The sequence below is a fragment of the Streptomyces sp. 2P-4 genome, assembly GCF_030167965.1.
In the GTDB taxonomy this organism is placed as follows: Bacteria; Actinomycetota; Actinomycetes; order Streptomycetales; family Streptomycetaceae; genus Streptomyces; species Streptomyces globosus_A.
The window spans coordinates 3,057,192-3,070,787 of sequence record NZ_CP095011.1 but is presented as its reverse complement, the minus strand read 5'-3'; the positions used below and the strand labels follow the sequence as shown (position 1 = coordinate 3,070,787).

Below are 13,596 nucleotides of genomic sequence, written 5' to 3'. Positions count from 1 at the left end.
CACGCTTCACGGGGCGGGCCCGGCCCTAGGCTGGGACCCGACCCCGACTGCTGTCGAAGCTCGAAGAGGCGACTGAAGATGAGCGCGTACGGATCCTTCCCCGGCTCGCGGCCCCGCCGGCTGCGCACCACCCCTGCCATGCGGCGGATGGTCGCGGAGACCCGGCTGCACCCCTCCGACCTGATCCTCCCGGCGTTCGTCCGGGAGGGTCTGAGCGAGCCGCTGCCGATCAAGGCGATGCCGGGCGTGGTCCAGCACACCCGCGACACCCTGCGGAAGGCCGCCGCCGAGGCCGTCGAGGCGGGCGTCGCGGGCATCATGCTCTTCGGGGTTCCCGCCGACGAGAACAAGGACGCGCTGGGGACTGCGGGTACCGAGCCGGACGGCATCCTCCAGGTCGCGATCCGGGATGTGAAGGCGGAGGTCGGGGACGACCTGGTGATCATGTCGGACCTGTGCCTGGACGAGTACACCGACCACGGCCACTGCGGCGTCCTCGACGCGCAGGGGCGCGTCGACAACGACGCGACGCTGGAGCGGTACGCGGAGATGGCGCAGGTCCAGGCCGACGCGGGCGTCCACGTGGTCGGGCCGAGCGGCATGATGGACGGCCAGGTCGGCGTCATCCGGGACGCGCTGGACGAGACGGGCCACGAGGACATCGCCATCCTCGCCTACACCGCCAAGTACTCGTCCGCGTTCTACGGGCCCTTCCGCGAGGCCGTCGCCTCCTCGCTCCAGGGCGACCGCAAGACCTACCAGCAGGACCCGGCCAACGCGCGCGAGTCGCTGCGCGAGCTGGCGCTCGACCTGGAGGAGGGCGCCGACATGGTGATGGTGAAGCCGGCCGGCCCGTACCTCGACATCCTGTACCGGGTCGCCCAGGCCGTCGACGTACCGGTGTCCGCGTACCAGATCAGCGGCGAGTACGCGATGATCGAGGCGGCCGCGGAGAAGGGCTGGGTGGAGCGCGACCGCGCCATCATGGAGACCCTGACCGGCATCAAGCGGGCGGGCGCCGACACGATCCTGACGTACTGGGCCACGGAAGTCGCGGGGTGGCTGCGGCGTGAGCGGTGACCGGCGCCGGTCGGGGGTGTGACGGCGGGAGCCGGCGACTCGGCGTCGGATGTGCGGCGGCCGCGGTGCGGTTTGGCGGGATTCGATGGGTCAGTAGCGGAGACGCGACTGGGGGTGTCCCGGGCAGTTGATGGTGTCCGGGGCGGCCCGGTCCCTCAAGGGCGCGCCCGTTGGGCGCGTCGCTGCGCGATGGCCCTGGCGGGCCACCCTTGACCGACCGACCCGCCCCGGAGGCATTTTTCTGCCGGGACGCCCCCAGGGGAACGGCCAGGGGGTACGTGGACCATTCAGGGCCATCAGAGCCCTTTCCCTCCCGCCCCGGGGGCTCTTTTCGCCCCACCGGCATCAGCCGACCCGACGGCGGAAGCCCGGGTGTGCCGTGACGTAGCGAAACGACGTCCGGAGCATCATCCGCAGACATGAGCGCCCCAGATCGCTACGTGGGCGTCCTCGGCTCAGCGACTATCGGCCGTCAGGGGCGGGGGCGGCGCGGCAGATCGCTACGGGGGCGCCGTCGGCTCGGCGGCCGACCGCCGTCCGGGGCGGGCAGACGCATCGGATCGCTACGTGCTCCTCTTGTCTGGCGACGGGCGGCCGTCTCGGGTCAGGCCGGGCGACGGAACCGGAATGTGGCTGTGACCTGCGGTGTCAGCGGTGCTCGCTAGGGTGTTCGTCGTGAGCATGACTGAAAAGCGGAACGTTCCGCTTGCCTTGCAGCTGGTGATCGGCCTGGTCGTTGCGGGCGTGGTTTTCTTCGTCCTGACGAGGGTCGGCGGGGAGACCGTCGCCGGCAGGCAGGAGGCGGCCGCCGCGCCCGAGGCGGTGCCCAGCGCATCGGACCGGCCGGTGATCCCGCTCGCCGACGCCTTCCCGGACCGGGTGCCCGACGGGAAGGGCGGCGACTTCACCAAGGTGGGAGCCGTGACCTTGAAGTCGTGCACCGAACCCGACTCGGTCGGCCCGGCCCTCGTGAACATGATCGAGGCGGGCAAGGGCTGTCTCGGCGAGCACGTCGCCCTCTACAAGGACGCCCAGAACAACCAGTTCAACCTGGCGGTCTTCACCATGAGGGACCCGCAGGACACCGTCACGCTGGTGATGCGCCTCGGCGGCAACCCGACGGACTACCAGGTCGGCGCCCAGGCGCCGCCCCCCGGATCGGGCCTGAAGACCCTTCCGCCGGACAGCGGCATGGTGCAGTCGTTCACCGGCCGGGGCCGTTCGATGGTCGTCGGCCTGGGCCAGTGGTCCGACGGCGCCACCCGCGACTACCAGGGCATCGTCGACCGCCTCAGCCCTCTCCTCCAGCACGTCTCGGACCGGGTGGGCCGGTACGAAAGCGGTTCCTGACCGCTACAGTCCACGGCATGGGGGAGAAGAAGGTCCGCATGGCGCCGTGCCACCTCTTCCCGCCCACGGCGGTCAGCCGCCGACAAACGACGCCCACGTAGCGATCTGACGCGCCTCCCGGCCCCTGACGGCCGATAGTCGCTGAGCAGAGGATGCCCACGTAGCGATCCGGGGCGCTCCTGTCTCCGGATGACGCTCCGGGCGTCGTTTCCCGACAGCAGAGCCCACCCGGCTGCCGCCGACGGTTCTGATGATGCCGGTGGGGCTGGATGTGGCGGCCGGAGCGGGAGGGCCAGGGCTCTGATCGGCCTCTTTGGTCTTCGTCTCTCCAGGCCGTTCCCCCGGGGGTGCCCCGGACACCATCAACTGCCGGGGACTCCCCCGGTCACACTCCCGACCCGGATCGATCGGCCACCGCCGAACCCCGCCCCCGCCGCCTCCCCTCTACCCCGCCCGCCCCGCTCGCATCCTGCCCACCCCGGGAGCACCCTGGAGGGACAAGGGTGAGCCCCTGGAGGTGATGCACCATGTCCACACTGGTCGGGTGGCACGTGGAGCTCGAATTCACCGAGGACGGACACCGCACCACTGCGGCGGCCATGGTCAGACTCGGTGACGGCTCCGAGATGCGGGCGCGCGGTTACGCCATGCGTCACCCCTCCGACCCGGCGCAGCTGAGGGTCGGGGAAGAGATCGCGGGCGCGCGGGCGCTGATGGATCTCGCGTCCCAGATGTTGCAGAAGGCGCACGGAGAGATCGACGAGGCGACGGGCCGGCACTCCTACCCGCTGTCTCCCTGATCCGCGAATGAGCGGGTGTCGGCCGGGCCCCGGCCGACACCCGCTGCCGCGGGGCGCGGCTACCGCCCCGCGACCCACCCGGCGAGCGCCGTCCAGGCGGCGGGAGCGAGGCTCAGCACCGGACCGTCGATGACCTTGGAGTCCCGGACGTGGACGGTACCGGGGCAGGTGGCGACCTCGACGCAGTCGCCGCCCTCGCTGCCGCTGTAGGTGGACTTCTGCCAAGCGATGGCGACCTCCAGGCAGTCGCCGCCCTGCTCGGTGCTGTAGCTGGACTTGAACCACTTCAGTGCGATGCTCATCGCTCTCCTAGCAACCCGTCCAACAGGCCCGTTGTCTCTTCCGGGTTGAGGGCCTGAGACCGCAGCATCGCATACTTGGCCGACAGGATGTTGACCTCGTTGGGGTCGGAGATTAGCTGGCTGCCACGTTGCGTTTCGGCGTACGCAAGGTGTTGCAGATCCGGTGTCACGATAAGGACGAAGGGGCCTGAGAGACCCGCGTGAGTGTGACGCCCCAAGGGCATCACTTGGACGGTCACGCCGTGCAGATCGGTGCAGGCGCGCAGATGCAGGAGCGCCTCGCGGTGGATGTCCGGACCGCCCAACTGGTCTCGAAGCGCCGCCTCGGAGATCACGTAGCTCAGGTTTGGCGGATCCTGTCGGTGCAGGATCTCCTGGCGGGCCATCCGTACAGCGACGCGCTCTGCGATCTTCTTCTGACTCAGTGCCGGGATTTCGTTGGTGAAGACCGCGTGGGCGTAGGCCTCGGTTTGGAGCAGGCCAGGGATGACTTGGTTCTGGTACGAGGACAGGGCGAGAGCCTCCCGCTCCAGGTCCATGAACCCCTCAGCCCACTCCGGCACCTGATCCACCGCCGGCAGCTTCTCCACCCCCGCCGCCAGCACCCCGCCCGACTCCAGGACCCGGTCCATCGTCTCGGCCACGTCCGGCATCAGGGCGCGTCTGCCCTGCTCGATCGAGGCGATCGTCTCCTCTTCCATCCGCACCAACTTGGCCAGTTGGCGCTGTGTCAGGCCCTTCCTGACCCGGAGTACGGCCACCTGCGCCCCGACCATCTTCAGGGCGGTGCCGTTCTTCGGTACGCGTTTCCTCGGCGGCATGTTTTCCGGACTCCCCACCTGCGCCCGCGATGTACCCGTGCCTGCCCGTACCAACGGATCGGTACGGGCGGTCGCCCTGCACACGGTAGTGACGGACGGCGACGATCGCCCCGTGATCCAGGAGATTGAACCCGCCCGGATGAGGGACCGCTACTTCGCTCGCTCGCGCCAAACCGTCGCCATGGCCAGGCAGTTCACGGCAGAAACACTTGACGTGTGGGGTGTCACCCAACACCGCGACGACCTGTTGCTCTGTGTGAGCGAACTCGCGGGCAACGCCCTCCGCCACGGCGTCCCGCCCGGCCGGTACTACCGCGTCCGGCTCCGGCGGTACGAGGGCGGCCTGCGGCTGGAAGTGCACGACAGCGGCCCCGGGCTGTCCCGCACCCGGGTCGGCGACGGGTACGGGCTGCGCATCGTCGAGGCGGTCTCGGACCGGTGGGGCGTGCTGCCCAGGCAGCCGGGCAAGTCGGTCTGGTGCGAGTTCGGCGCGCCGGCGAACGGGGCAACCGGCGCCGGCACCGGCCTGCGGTCGATGCAGGGTCGGCCCGACGGTGGGACTGGTACGGTAATCCCGTACGACTATGACTGCGTCTGTGGTCCATGGGAGGTCAGCCATGTCGATGTCAGCCAATGAGGCCCGTCAGCGCTTCTATCCGCTGATCCGGCAGGTCAACGAAGACCACGTGCCCATAGAGGTCACGTCCCGGGAGCACGGTGACGTGGTGATCATGTCGGCTGAAGACTTCCGCTCTTGGCAGGAAACGGTCTATCTCCTGCGCTCGCCGCGAAACGCGCAGATCCTGATGGAATCGATCGCAGAGCTGGATGCCGGACAAGGCCAGGCCAGAGAGCTGATCAGCGTCGACGACGAGGAAGAAGCCGGGTCCGCCGCGTGAAAGTTGTCTTCTCGGGCCGGGCATGGGAGCAGTACACGTACTGGGCAACTGCCGACCCGAAGATCCTCAAGCGGATCAACCGCTTGATCGGCGAAATCCGGCGTACACCCTTCGAAGGCACTGGGAAGCCGGAGCCGCTCAAGGAGAACCTGTCGGGCTGGTGGTCTCGGCGGATCACCGACGAGCACCGGCTGGTGTACCGGATCCAGGACCAAGCAGTGGAGGTCGCACAGGTCCGGTACCACTACTGAACCGACGGCCCCTCCGGGCCGCCCCCGCCTCCGCCCCGTCGGCGGCGGCTCGTCGGCGGCGGCCCGTCAGCGGCGGCAAAGGGCCGCCCCGCCCGTCACATCGGGTCCGGCTGCTCCGGAGCCTCGCTCGGCGTGATCACCGCGAACACCGCGCCCTGCGGGTCCGCCAGGACGGCCATGCGGCCGGCCGGCATGTCGAAGGCGGGGGCCATGACGCTGCCGCCGGCGCGTTCGGCGGCGGTCTGGGCCGCGTCGGCGTCGGCCACGCGGAAGTACGGCAGCCAGTGCGGCGGGGTGCCCTTCGGGTGACGGTCGAGGGACATCATGCCGCCGACGACCCGGTCGTTGACCTTGAGCTCGGTGTAGCCCTCGGCGCCCGGCATCTCGGACGCGGCCGGGGTGATCGGCAGGATCCTGGCGTAGTACGCGGCGGCCTTGGCGGGGTCGCTGGTCGCCAGCTCGTTCCAGGCGAGGGTGTTGTCCTCGTTGACGATTCCGGCGCCCTGGAAGGTACCGGCCTGCCAGATGCCGTAGACGGCGCCGGTGGGATCGGAGAGGACGGCCATCCGGCCGAGGTCCATGACCTCGGTCGGGTCGACCAGGGTGCCGCCGCCGGCCGCGGTGCTCGCTCTGACCACCTCGTGCACGTCGTGCACGGCCAGGTACGTGGTCCAGGCGGCAGGGGGCATCGGGTCGGGGACGGAGCCGTCCGGGTTCATCGCCTTCATGATCCCGGCGACCGGCTGCCCCTTGTACTCGCAGACGGAGTAGCCGCCGGTCTCGGGCGGGCCGATCTCGCCGGTCCAGCCGAAGAGGCCGGCGTAGAAGTCGAGGGCGGCTTGCTGGTCGGGCACCATCAGGTCGATCCAGCACGGGGTGCCGGGCCGGTACGAGCCGGTCATGAGGGGCACGGGGCCTCCGGGGCGGGTGGGGAGGGACGGACAGACGGCACGTCCCTACCCCCGGCCCGGACGGCAGGAATCGGGCCGAACGGGTGGTCGGTCCCCGCTAGAACGCCCGGCCGGTGACGGCGTCGGCGAGGAGCAGGGCGAGCACCGCCAGGTTCAGCAGCAGGCCCGCCGCCGGCAGCGGACGGAACGGGCGGCGAACGGCGGAGCGCGCGCAGGCCATTCCGGTGACGGCGAGCACCAGCAGCAGCGGCCACAGGAAGCCGGGCACCCGGCCGCCGGTCGCGGCGAGCGCCGTGGTGGCGGCCGCCCCGGCGAGGAAGGACGCCCGCACGGCCCGCCCGGCCGGCGGCGTCCGCCCGACTGCCCGCGCCGGCCCGGCGGGGGCGGACTGCGGGCCCGGCGCGGCCTCCGGTCCGGCCCGTCCCGGGCCGTCCCCGCCCGCCTTCCACGGCTGCGATGTCCCCGGCAGGGGCTGCGGCGCGGCCTGCGCCGGTTGCGGCGCCGCGGGCTCCGGGTCCGGAGCCGCCCCGGGAGCCCGGGCCGGAGCCGCGGCCTCCGCGGGCGCCGCCTCCGCCGCAGGGCCCGTCCGTCCGGCGTCCCGCTCCGGCGGGGAGGCCTCCGGCGCCCCGGGCGCCTCCCCCAGCTCCTCCAGCAGTTCCCGCAGCGCCGCCGCGAAGGCCGGGTCCCGGTCGGCCTCGTCGGCCAGGACGATCTCGGCCATGGTGGTCGAGGCGCCGCCCGGGGCGGTCCGCAGGCGGTGCAGGGCCACCGTGCCCGAGGCGGTGGCGCGCAGCCGGTCTTCCGTCAGCCTTCGTATGCGGGCGGGCAGCGCGGTCTGCGCCGGGGTGTCCCCGGCGTCCGCCTCCGTGAGGACGTGCAGTGCGGTGCGTGCCAGTCGTAACGGGTCCACGATCGGTCTCCCCATGCCTCCCGCGGTGCCGTTCCCCGGACCCCCCGGCCGCGGCCGCGGTCAGGTGATCGTACGGACTCGCACGGGTCCGTCGCCAGGCCTGCCGGGTCCCGGACGGCGCTCAGGCGGCGGGCGGGTCCGTGACCAGGGCGGCGGCCAGGGCGCGGGCTTCCGCCAGCCAGGCGGTGCGCTGCCGCGGTGTGGAGTCGGAGACGGTGCGGAAGACGCGGCGGCGGACGTCGCGCGCGCCGGTGTACGGCAGGACGCACGCCGCCCAGATGCGCTGCAGCGGGTCGCCGAACTCGCCCGCCTCCCGCTCCTCGGGGGTGTCGGAGGTGTTCAGGACCAGCGCGCGGTCGGCGCGCAGCAGGCCGGCGGGCTCCCCCTGCGCCGTGCCGAGCTTGTAGGCGACGCCGGGGACGAGGACCCGCTGGACCCAGCCGGCCAGGACGGCCGGCGGCATGCCCCACCAGTTGGGGTGGACGAAGACCAGCGCGTCGAGGCCGGCGACCTCGCGGCGGTGCGCCTCGACCCGCGGGTCCGTGGCGGCGGCGGGCGCGTCGACGGTCTCCGTCTCCTGCGCCGCGAGCAGCGGCGGGAACCCCTCCGCGTACAGGTCGTGCGCGTGCACCTCGCAGCCGCGGGCGGCGAGTTCGGCCGTGACGGCCTCGAACAGCGCGTGGTTGAAGCTCCCGCTCCGCGGGTGCGCCAGGTAGACGCCTGCCTTCATCGTGTGCGTGCCCTCCCCGTACCGACCGCCGGTTCCGTCAACGGCCGCCGGGGACACCGTACTTGGCGGCACCCGCCCGAAACGGAGCCGCCCCCGGCCCGGCAGCTCGGGGCTGCCGGCCCGGGGGCGTCGCGGAGCAGGCGGGACGCGCGAGGCGTCAGAGCTTCTCGGGGGTGCGGATGCCCAGCAGGCCCATGCCCTTGGCCAGGGTCCGCGCCGTCAGGTCGATCAGGAAGAGGCGGTTCTCCTGCTGCTCCGGGGTGTCGGCCTTCATGACGGGGCACTGGTCGTAGAAGGCGGTCAGGTGCGAGGCGAGCTGGTACAGGTACGCGGCGAGCTTGTGCGGGGCGTACTCGGCGGCGGCGTCGGCGATGAGCTCGCCGAAGCCGTCGAGGTGCAGGCCCATCGCGCGCTCGGCCGGCGCCAGCGGCAGCTCCGGGTGCGCCTTGGGCGCGGTGTCGGCGAGGCGGCGCTGGATGGACCGGATGCGGGCGTACGCGTACTGGAGGTAGACGGAGGTGTCGCCGTTGAGCGAGACCATCTGGTCGAGGTCGAACTTGTAGTCGCGCGCGGCGGACGTGGACAGGTCGGCGTACTTGACGGCGCCGATGCCGACGTGCCGGCCGTTCTCGACGATCTCGGGCTCGCTCAGGCCGGCCTTCTCCGCCTTCTCGCGGACGACGGCCGTGGCCCGGTCGACGGCCTCGTCGAGCAGGTCGACCAGCCGGACCGTCTCGCCCTCGCGGGTCTTGAACGGCTTGCCGTCGGCGCCGAGCACGGTGCCGAAGGCGAGCTGGACGGCCTTGGTGCCCTCCTGGAGCCAGCCGGCGCGGCGGGCGGTCTCGAAGACCATCTTGAAGTGCAGCGACTGGCGGGCGTCGACCACGTACAGCAGGGTGCTCGCCTTGAGGCTGCCGACGCGGTCGCGGATCGCCGACAGGTCGGTGGCGGCGTAGCCGAAGCCGCCGTCGGACTTCTGGACGATCAGCGGGGTGGGCTGGCCGTCGGGGCCCTTGTACTCGTCGAAGAAGACGCACAGCGCGCCGTTGGAGCGGACGGCGACGCCGGACTCCTCCAGCAGGCGGCAGGTCTCGGCGAGCATGTCGTTGTAGCCGGACTCGCCGACGATGTCGGCGTCGCGGATGTCCATGTCGAGCTTGTCGAAGACCGAGTAGAAGTAGATCTTCGACTCGTCGACGAACCGCTGCCACAGGGCGAGGGTCTGCTCGTCGCCGGCCTGGAGGTCGACGACGCGGGCGCGGGCGCGGGTCTTGAACTCCTCGTCGGCGTCGAAGAGCGCGCGCGACGCCTTGTACAGCCGGTTCAGGTTGGACATGGCCTCTTCGCCGGCCGCCTCGGCGGCGTCGGAGTCCCCGGCGGCCGGCTCCGCGGCCTTGTGGTCCAGCTCGTGCGGGTGCTCGATCAGGTACTGGATGAGCATGCCGAACTGGGTGCCCCAGTCGCCGATGTGGTGGCGGCGCACGACCTGCTCGCCGGTGAATTCGAGGATCTCGACCATCGCCGCGCCGATGACCGCCGACCGCAGGTGGCCGACGTGCATCTCCTTGGCCACGTTCGGCTGCGCGTAGTCGATCACGGTGGTGCCGGCGTCCGGGTTGACGGGGACGCCGAGGCGGTCGTCGGCGGCGCGCGCCGCGAGCGTCTCGACGATCGCCCGGTCGGAGACGGTGATGTTGAGGAAGCCGGGGCCGGAGACCTCGATCTCCTCGATGACGCCGCCCTTGTCGAGGCCGCCCACGACGGTGGCCGCCAGCTCGCGCGGGTTGGCCTTGGCCTTCTTCGCCAGCGCCAGGATGCCGTTGGCCTGGAAGTCGGCCCGGTCGCTTCGTCGCAGCAGCGGGTCGGCCGCACCGGCCTCCGGCAGGGCGGAGGCGAGGGCGTCGGCGACGCGCTGGTGGACGGAGGAGGCGAGGGAAGGGACCGAGGCCATGAGCTGCCGTTCCTGTGAGTGTGCCCCTGGCGCGGTGTCCGCCGGGGCGCGGGGTTGTTCGTTCCGACAAGGGCCGAGTATCCCACGCGGCCGCATCCCGTTTCCCGGCTTGTACCGGCCGCCGGGCTCCTTGTACCGGCCGCCGGGCAACCAAGGAGCGGCGGGTTCCGTCTGGGAGAATGGCTGAAGCCAGCATTCGAGATAGAAGGACGTGTCGTGGCTCAGAGCAGCACCGAGACCGACTGGGTCTCCCGTTTCGCGGACGAGGTCATCGCCGAGGCGGAGCGCCGAGCACCCGGCAAACCTGTCGTCGTCGCGTCCGGACTCTCCCCCTCCGGCCCGATCCACCTGGGCAACCTGCGCGAGGTCATGACCCCGCACCTGGTCGCCGACGAGATCCGCCGCCGCGGCATCGAGGTCCGCCACGTCCTGTCGTGGGACGACTACGACCGCTACCGCAAGGTGCCCAAGGGCATTGCGGGCGTCACGGAGGAGTCGCACGGCGGGCACATCGGCCGGCCGCTGACCTCCGTGCCCGCGCCCGAGGGGTCCCCCTACCCGAACTGGGCCGAGCACTTCAAGGCCGCCATGGTCGAGGCCCTGGCCGAGCTCGGTGTCGAGTACGACCCGATCAGCCAGACCGAGCAGTACACCTCGGGCGCGTACCGCGAGCAGGTGCTGCACGCGATGAGGCACCGCGGCGACATCGACGCCGTCCTCGCCCAGTACCGCACCAAGCCGAAGGCCGCGAAGAAGTCGCAGAAGCCGGTCGACGAGGCCGAGCTGGAGGCCGCCGAGGGCTCCGGCGCGGCCGGCGAGGACGACGGCAGCGCCGAGGGCGCCGAGTACTTCCCGTACAAGCCGTACTGCGGCGAGTGCGGCAAGGACTTCACCAAGGTCACCTCGTACGACGACGAGACGACCGAGCTGACGTACGTCTGCACCGAGGACGAGTTCACCGAGACGGTGAAGCTGTCGGAGTTCAACCGCGGCAAGCTCGTCTGGAAGGTCGACTGGCCGATGCGCTGGGCCTTCGAGGGCGTCGTCTTCGAGCCGTCCGGTGTCGACCACTCCTCGCCCGGCTCGTCCTTCCAGGTCGGCGGCCAGATCGTGCACATCTTCGGCGGCGAGCAGCCGATCGGCCCGATGTACGCGTTCGTCGGCATCAGCGGCATGGCCAAGATGTCGTCCTCGAAGGGCGGCGTCCCGACCCCCTCCGACGCGCTGAAGATCATGGAGCCGCAGCTGCTGCGCTGGCTGTACGCCCGCCGCAGGCCGAACCAGAGCTTCAAGATCGCCTTCGACCAGGAGATCCAGCGCCTGTACGACGAGTGGGACAAGCTGGAGGCGAAGGTCGCCGACGGCTCGGTGCTCCCCGCCGACGCCGCCGCGCACACCCGCGCCGTGCGCGTCGCCTCGCACGAGCTGCCGCGCACCCCGCGCCCGCTGCCGTACCGCACGCTCGCCTCGGTCGTCGACATCACCGCCGGCCACGACGAGCAGACGCTGCGCATCCTGGCGGACCTCGACCCGTCGCAGCCGCTGGCCTCCCTCGACGAGGTCCGGCCCCGCCTGGACCGCGCCGAGAACTGGATCACCACCCAGGTCCCGGCCGACCAGCGGACCCTGGTGCGCGAGGAGCCCGACACGGAGCTGCTCGCCTCCCTGGACGACGAGGCGCGCCGCTCGCTGGCGCTGCTGCTGGAGGGCCTCGACTCGCACTGGTCGCTCGACGGGCTGACCACGCTCGTCTACGGCGTGCCGAAGGTGATGGCCGGGCTGGAGCCCGACGCCAAGCCGACGCCCGAGCTGAAGGTCGCGCAGCGCAGCTTCTTCGCGCTGCTGTACCGCCTGCTCGTCACCCGTGAGACCGGCCCGCGCCTGCCGACGCTGCTGCTGGCGGTCGGCGCGGACCGCGTCCGCAAGCTGCTGGCGGTCTGACCGGCCGTACGACGGAGGGCCCGCCGGACGTCCGGCGGGCCCCCTTTCCGCTTCCTCACCGCCCGGGCGGTGCCGGAGGCGCTCAGGCGATGTGCTCGTTCTCCAGGTCGCGCTGGTAGCGCTGCTTCAGCTCCGGCATCAGGCGGCGCAGGGCGGAGGCGCTGCGCGGGTGCACGATCCCCATGCGGTCCTGGAGGTGTATCTCCAGCTGCTCCGGGGTCGGGAAGCCGCCGTTCTCGTCGATGTACGCCCGGAAGACCTCGTACGCGGCCTCCGCGAACTTCACCTCGTCGATCTCGGCCTCCGCCTCCGCCTCCGCGGACGCCGCCCCCTCCGGTGCGGCCGGGAAGAGGGCGCCCTGGCCGTCGGTCTCCGCCTGCGCGTCCAGGGCGCGCTGGGCGGCGCGGGCCTCGAGCTGGGCGGCGAGGGCCTGCCGGTCGGCCAGGTCCTGCTCGGTGTCCGGCAGCTCGGGGCCGGTCGGCGGCAGCACCGGGGTGGGCTCCAGGCCCTCGACGTACTGCGGGTTGTAGCCGCTTTCGTACGCGGTCTGCGGAGCCTTCGGCGCGGCGAACCAGGCGCTGTTGTGGGCCGCGGGCATGGCCGTCGGATCCACGGCGAACGGCGGCGGAGCGTGGTGCGGGAGGCCGTGGGCCTGCAGCCAGGCCGCCCGGGCCTCGGCCTGCGCCGGGGTCTCGGGCTGCGCCGGGGTCCCGGGCTGCGCCTGCACCCCGGGCTGCGCGTCCTGCCCGGGCCCGGCCGGCACCGGCTGTCCGTGCGGGCCCTGCGGCGCCTGTCCGCCCGGACCGGCCACGGCCACGGCCTGCGACTGCGCGGCCGCCGCGCCCGCCGCCAGCGCGGGGGCCGTCGCCGCCGTCTCCACGGGCGGCAGCAGCGCGGGCTCGATGCCGGCCGCGGCCAGCCCCTCGGGGGCCGTCTGCGACAGCGGTACGCCGATGCGGGCCAGCCGCAGCGGCATCAGCGCCTCGACCGGCGCCTTGCGGCGCCAGGCGCGCCCGTACCGGGCCTGGAGCCGGGCCTGGTAGATCAGCCGGTCCTGTTCCATCCCGACGGCCTGCTCGTAGGAGCGCAGCTCCCACAGCTTCATCCGGCGCCACAGCTTGAAGGTGGGGATGGGGGAGAGCAGCCAGCGCGTGATGCGGACGCCCTCCATGTGCCGGTCCGCGGTGATGTCGGCGATCCGGCCCACCGCGTGCCGGGCCGCCTCCACGGTGACGACGAACAGCACGGGGATCACCGCGTGCATGCCGACGCCCAGCGGGTCGGGCCAGGCCGCGGCGCCGTTGAACGCGATCGTCGCCGCGGTCAGCAGCCACGCCGTCTGGCGCAGCAGCGGGAAGGGGATCCGGATCCACGTCAGCAGCAGGTCCAGCGACAGCAGGACGCAGATGCCCGCGTCGATGCCGATCGGGAAGACCAGCGAGAAGTCCCCGAACCCCTTCTTCAGCGCGAGTTCGCGGACCGCGGAGTACGAGCCCGCGAAGCCGATCCCCGCGATGACGACGGCACCCGCGACGACCACGCCGATGAGTATTCGGTGCGTACGAGTCAGCTGCATCGCGGCCACCCGCGATCTCCTCCCCTTGTCGTGCCACGGCAGGCACAGCGTACGGGTGACTGTACGGGTGACTG

The 13,596-nt window shown here is 72.1% G+C and carries 14 protein-coding genes; 7 read left to right on the top strand and 7 right to left on the bottom strand.

The window, feature by feature from the left end:
- Positions 1-78: 78 nt before the first annotated feature.
- The 3 genes from hemB (at position 79) to MUK52_RS13195 (ending at position 3,230) form a co-directional block, all read left to right on the top strand.
- Complete coding sequence (gene hemB / locus MUK52_RS13205) at positions 79-1,080, top strand: porphobilinogen synthase (RefSeq protein WP_284576305.1); 1,002 nt, start codon at positions 79-81, stop codon at positions 1,078-1,080.
- Between the two features lie 675 nt (positions 1,081-1,755).
- Positions 1,756-2,430 (top strand): hypothetical protein, encoded by a 675-nt coding sequence (locus MUK52_RS13200; protein WP_284576304.1) that lies wholly within the window; start codon positions 1,756-1,758, stop codon positions 2,428-2,430.
- A gap of 527 nt (positions 2,431-2,957) precedes the next feature.
- Positions 2,958-3,230 (top strand): DUF1876 domain-containing protein, encoded by a 273-nt coding sequence (locus MUK52_RS13195; RefSeq protein ID WP_114053617.1) that lies wholly within the window; start codon positions 2,958-2,960, stop codon positions 3,228-3,230.
- Between the two features lie 59 nt (positions 3,231-3,289).
- Here MUK52_RS13195 and MUK52_RS13190 read toward each other — a convergent pair whose 3' ends face one another.
- Both MUK52_RS13190 and MUK52_RS13185 read right to left on the bottom strand, forming a co-directional pair.
- Entirely contained in the window at positions 3,290-3,532 is a 243-nt protein-coding gene (locus MUK52_RS13190) for a DUF397 domain-containing protein (protein ID WP_284576302.1), read from the bottom strand.
- Positions 3,529-4,353 carry a helix-turn-helix domain-containing protein gene (locus MUK52_RS13185; RefSeq protein WP_284576301.1) on the bottom strand — a complete coding sequence of 275 codons (825 nt, stop codon included), beginning with the start codon at positions 4,351-4,353 and terminating at the stop codon, positions 3,529-3,531. The genes MUK52_RS13190 and MUK52_RS13185 overlap by 4 nt, the downstream gene beginning before the upstream one ends.
- A 112-nt stretch (positions 4,354-4,465) precedes the next feature.
- Between MUK52_RS13185 and MUK52_RS13180 the strand changes: the two genes are divergently transcribed.
- The 3 genes from MUK52_RS13180 to MUK52_RS13170 are packed head-to-tail and all read left to right on the top strand — an operon-like array spanning position 4,466 to position 5,503.
- On the top strand, positions 4,466-4,990 hold the full coding sequence (locus MUK52_RS13180; RefSeq protein WP_350205368.1) for an ATP-binding protein: 525 nt from the start codon (positions 4,466-4,468) through the stop codon (positions 4,988-4,990).
- A complete protein-coding gene (locus MUK52_RS13175; RefSeq protein ID WP_114053619.1) occupies positions 4,971-5,252 on the top strand; it encodes a type II toxin-antitoxin system Phd/YefM family antitoxin in 282 nt (93 codons plus the stop codon). The genes MUK52_RS13180 and MUK52_RS13175 overlap by 20 nt, the downstream gene beginning before the upstream one ends.
- Complete coding sequence (locus MUK52_RS13170; RefSeq protein ID WP_284576300.1) at positions 5,249-5,503, top strand: Txe/YoeB family addiction module toxin; 255 nt, start codon at positions 5,249-5,251, stop codon at positions 5,501-5,503. The genes MUK52_RS13175 and MUK52_RS13170 overlap by 4 nt, the downstream gene beginning before the upstream one ends.
- A 95-nt stretch (positions 5,504-5,598) precedes the next feature.
- Here the strand turns inward: MUK52_RS13170 and MUK52_RS13165 are convergent, their stop codons facing one another.
- The 4 genes from MUK52_RS13165 to argS all read right to left on the bottom strand — a co-directional run bounded on the left by MUK52_RS13165 (position 5,599) and on the right by argS (position 10,005).
- A complete protein-coding gene (locus MUK52_RS13165) occupies positions 5,599-6,405 on the bottom strand; it encodes a VOC family protein (RefSeq protein ID WP_114058399.1) in 807 nt (268 codons plus the stop codon).
- 106 nt (positions 6,406-6,511) lie between these two features.
- Positions 6,512-7,339 (bottom strand): hypothetical protein, encoded by an 828-nt coding sequence (locus MUK52_RS13160; protein WP_284576299.1) that lies wholly within the window; start codon positions 7,337-7,339, stop codon positions 6,512-6,514.
- 106 nt (positions 7,340-7,445) lie between these two features.
- Positions 7,446-8,054: an NAD(P)H-dependent oxidoreductase gene (locus tag MUK52_RS13155; RefSeq protein ID WP_284576298.1), complete on the bottom strand. Its 609-nt coding sequence runs from the start codon at positions 8,052-8,054 to the stop codon at positions 7,446-7,448.
- 157 nt (positions 8,055-8,211) lie between these two features.
- Entirely contained in the window at positions 8,212-10,005 is a 1,794-nt protein-coding gene (gene argS, locus MUK52_RS13150; RefSeq protein ID WP_284576297.1) for an arginine--tRNA ligase, read from the bottom strand.
- A 216-nt stretch (positions 10,006-10,221) separates the two neighbouring features.
- Between argS and lysS the strand changes: the two genes are divergently transcribed.
- Positions 10,222-11,946, top strand: a complete 1,725-nt coding sequence (gene lysS / locus MUK52_RS13145; protein WP_114053623.1) for a lysine--tRNA ligase — start codon at positions 10,222-10,224, stop codon at positions 11,944-11,946.
- 82 nt (positions 11,947-12,028) lie between these two features.
- Here lysS and MUK52_RS13140 read toward each other — a convergent pair whose 3' ends face one another.
- The gene (locus tag MUK52_RS13140) at positions 12,029-13,531 is read right to left on the bottom strand and encodes a DUF2637 domain-containing protein (protein ID WP_284576296.1); all 1,503 of its coding nucleotides are present in this window, start codon (positions 13,529-13,531) and stop codon (positions 12,029-12,031) included.
- Positions 13,532-13,596 lie beyond the last annotated feature (65 nt).

Excerpts from the sequence above, each read along its gene's own strand:
- hemB (WP_284576305.1), top strand. The coding sequence starts at position 79 with ATGAGCGCGTACGGATCCTTCCCCGGCTCGCGGCCCCGCCGGCTGCGC.
- MUK52_RS13195 (WP_114053617.1), top strand. The coding sequence starts at position 2,958 with ATGTCCACACTGGTCGGGTGGCACGTGGAGCTCGAATTCACCGAGGAC.
- MUK52_RS13190 (WP_284576302.1), bottom strand. The coding sequence starts at position 3,532 with ATGAGCATCGCACTGAAGTGGTTCAAGTCCAGCTACAGCACCGAGCAG.
- MUK52_RS13185 (WP_284576301.1), bottom strand. The coding sequence starts at position 4,353 with ATGCCGCCGAGGAAACGCGTACCGAAGAACGGCACCGCCCTGAAGATG.
- MUK52_RS13175 (WP_114053619.1), top strand. The coding sequence starts at position 4,971 with ATGTCGATGTCAGCCAATGAGGCCCGTCAGCGCTTCTATCCGCTGATC.
- MUK52_RS13165 (WP_114058399.1), bottom strand. The coding sequence starts at position 6,405 with ATGACCGGCTCGTACCGGCCCGGCACCCCGTGCTGGATCGACCTGATG.
- MUK52_RS13160 (WP_284576299.1), bottom strand. The coding sequence starts at position 7,339 with ATGGGGAGACCGATCGTGGACCCGTTACGACTGGCACGCACCGCACTG.
- MUK52_RS13155 (WP_284576298.1), bottom strand. The coding sequence starts at position 8,054 with ATGAAGGCAGGCGTCTACCTGGCGCACCCGCGGAGCGGGAGCTTCAAC.
- argS (WP_284576297.1), bottom strand. The coding sequence starts at position 10,005 with ATGGCCTCGGTCCCTTCCCTCGCCTCCTCCGTCCACCAGCGCGTCGCC.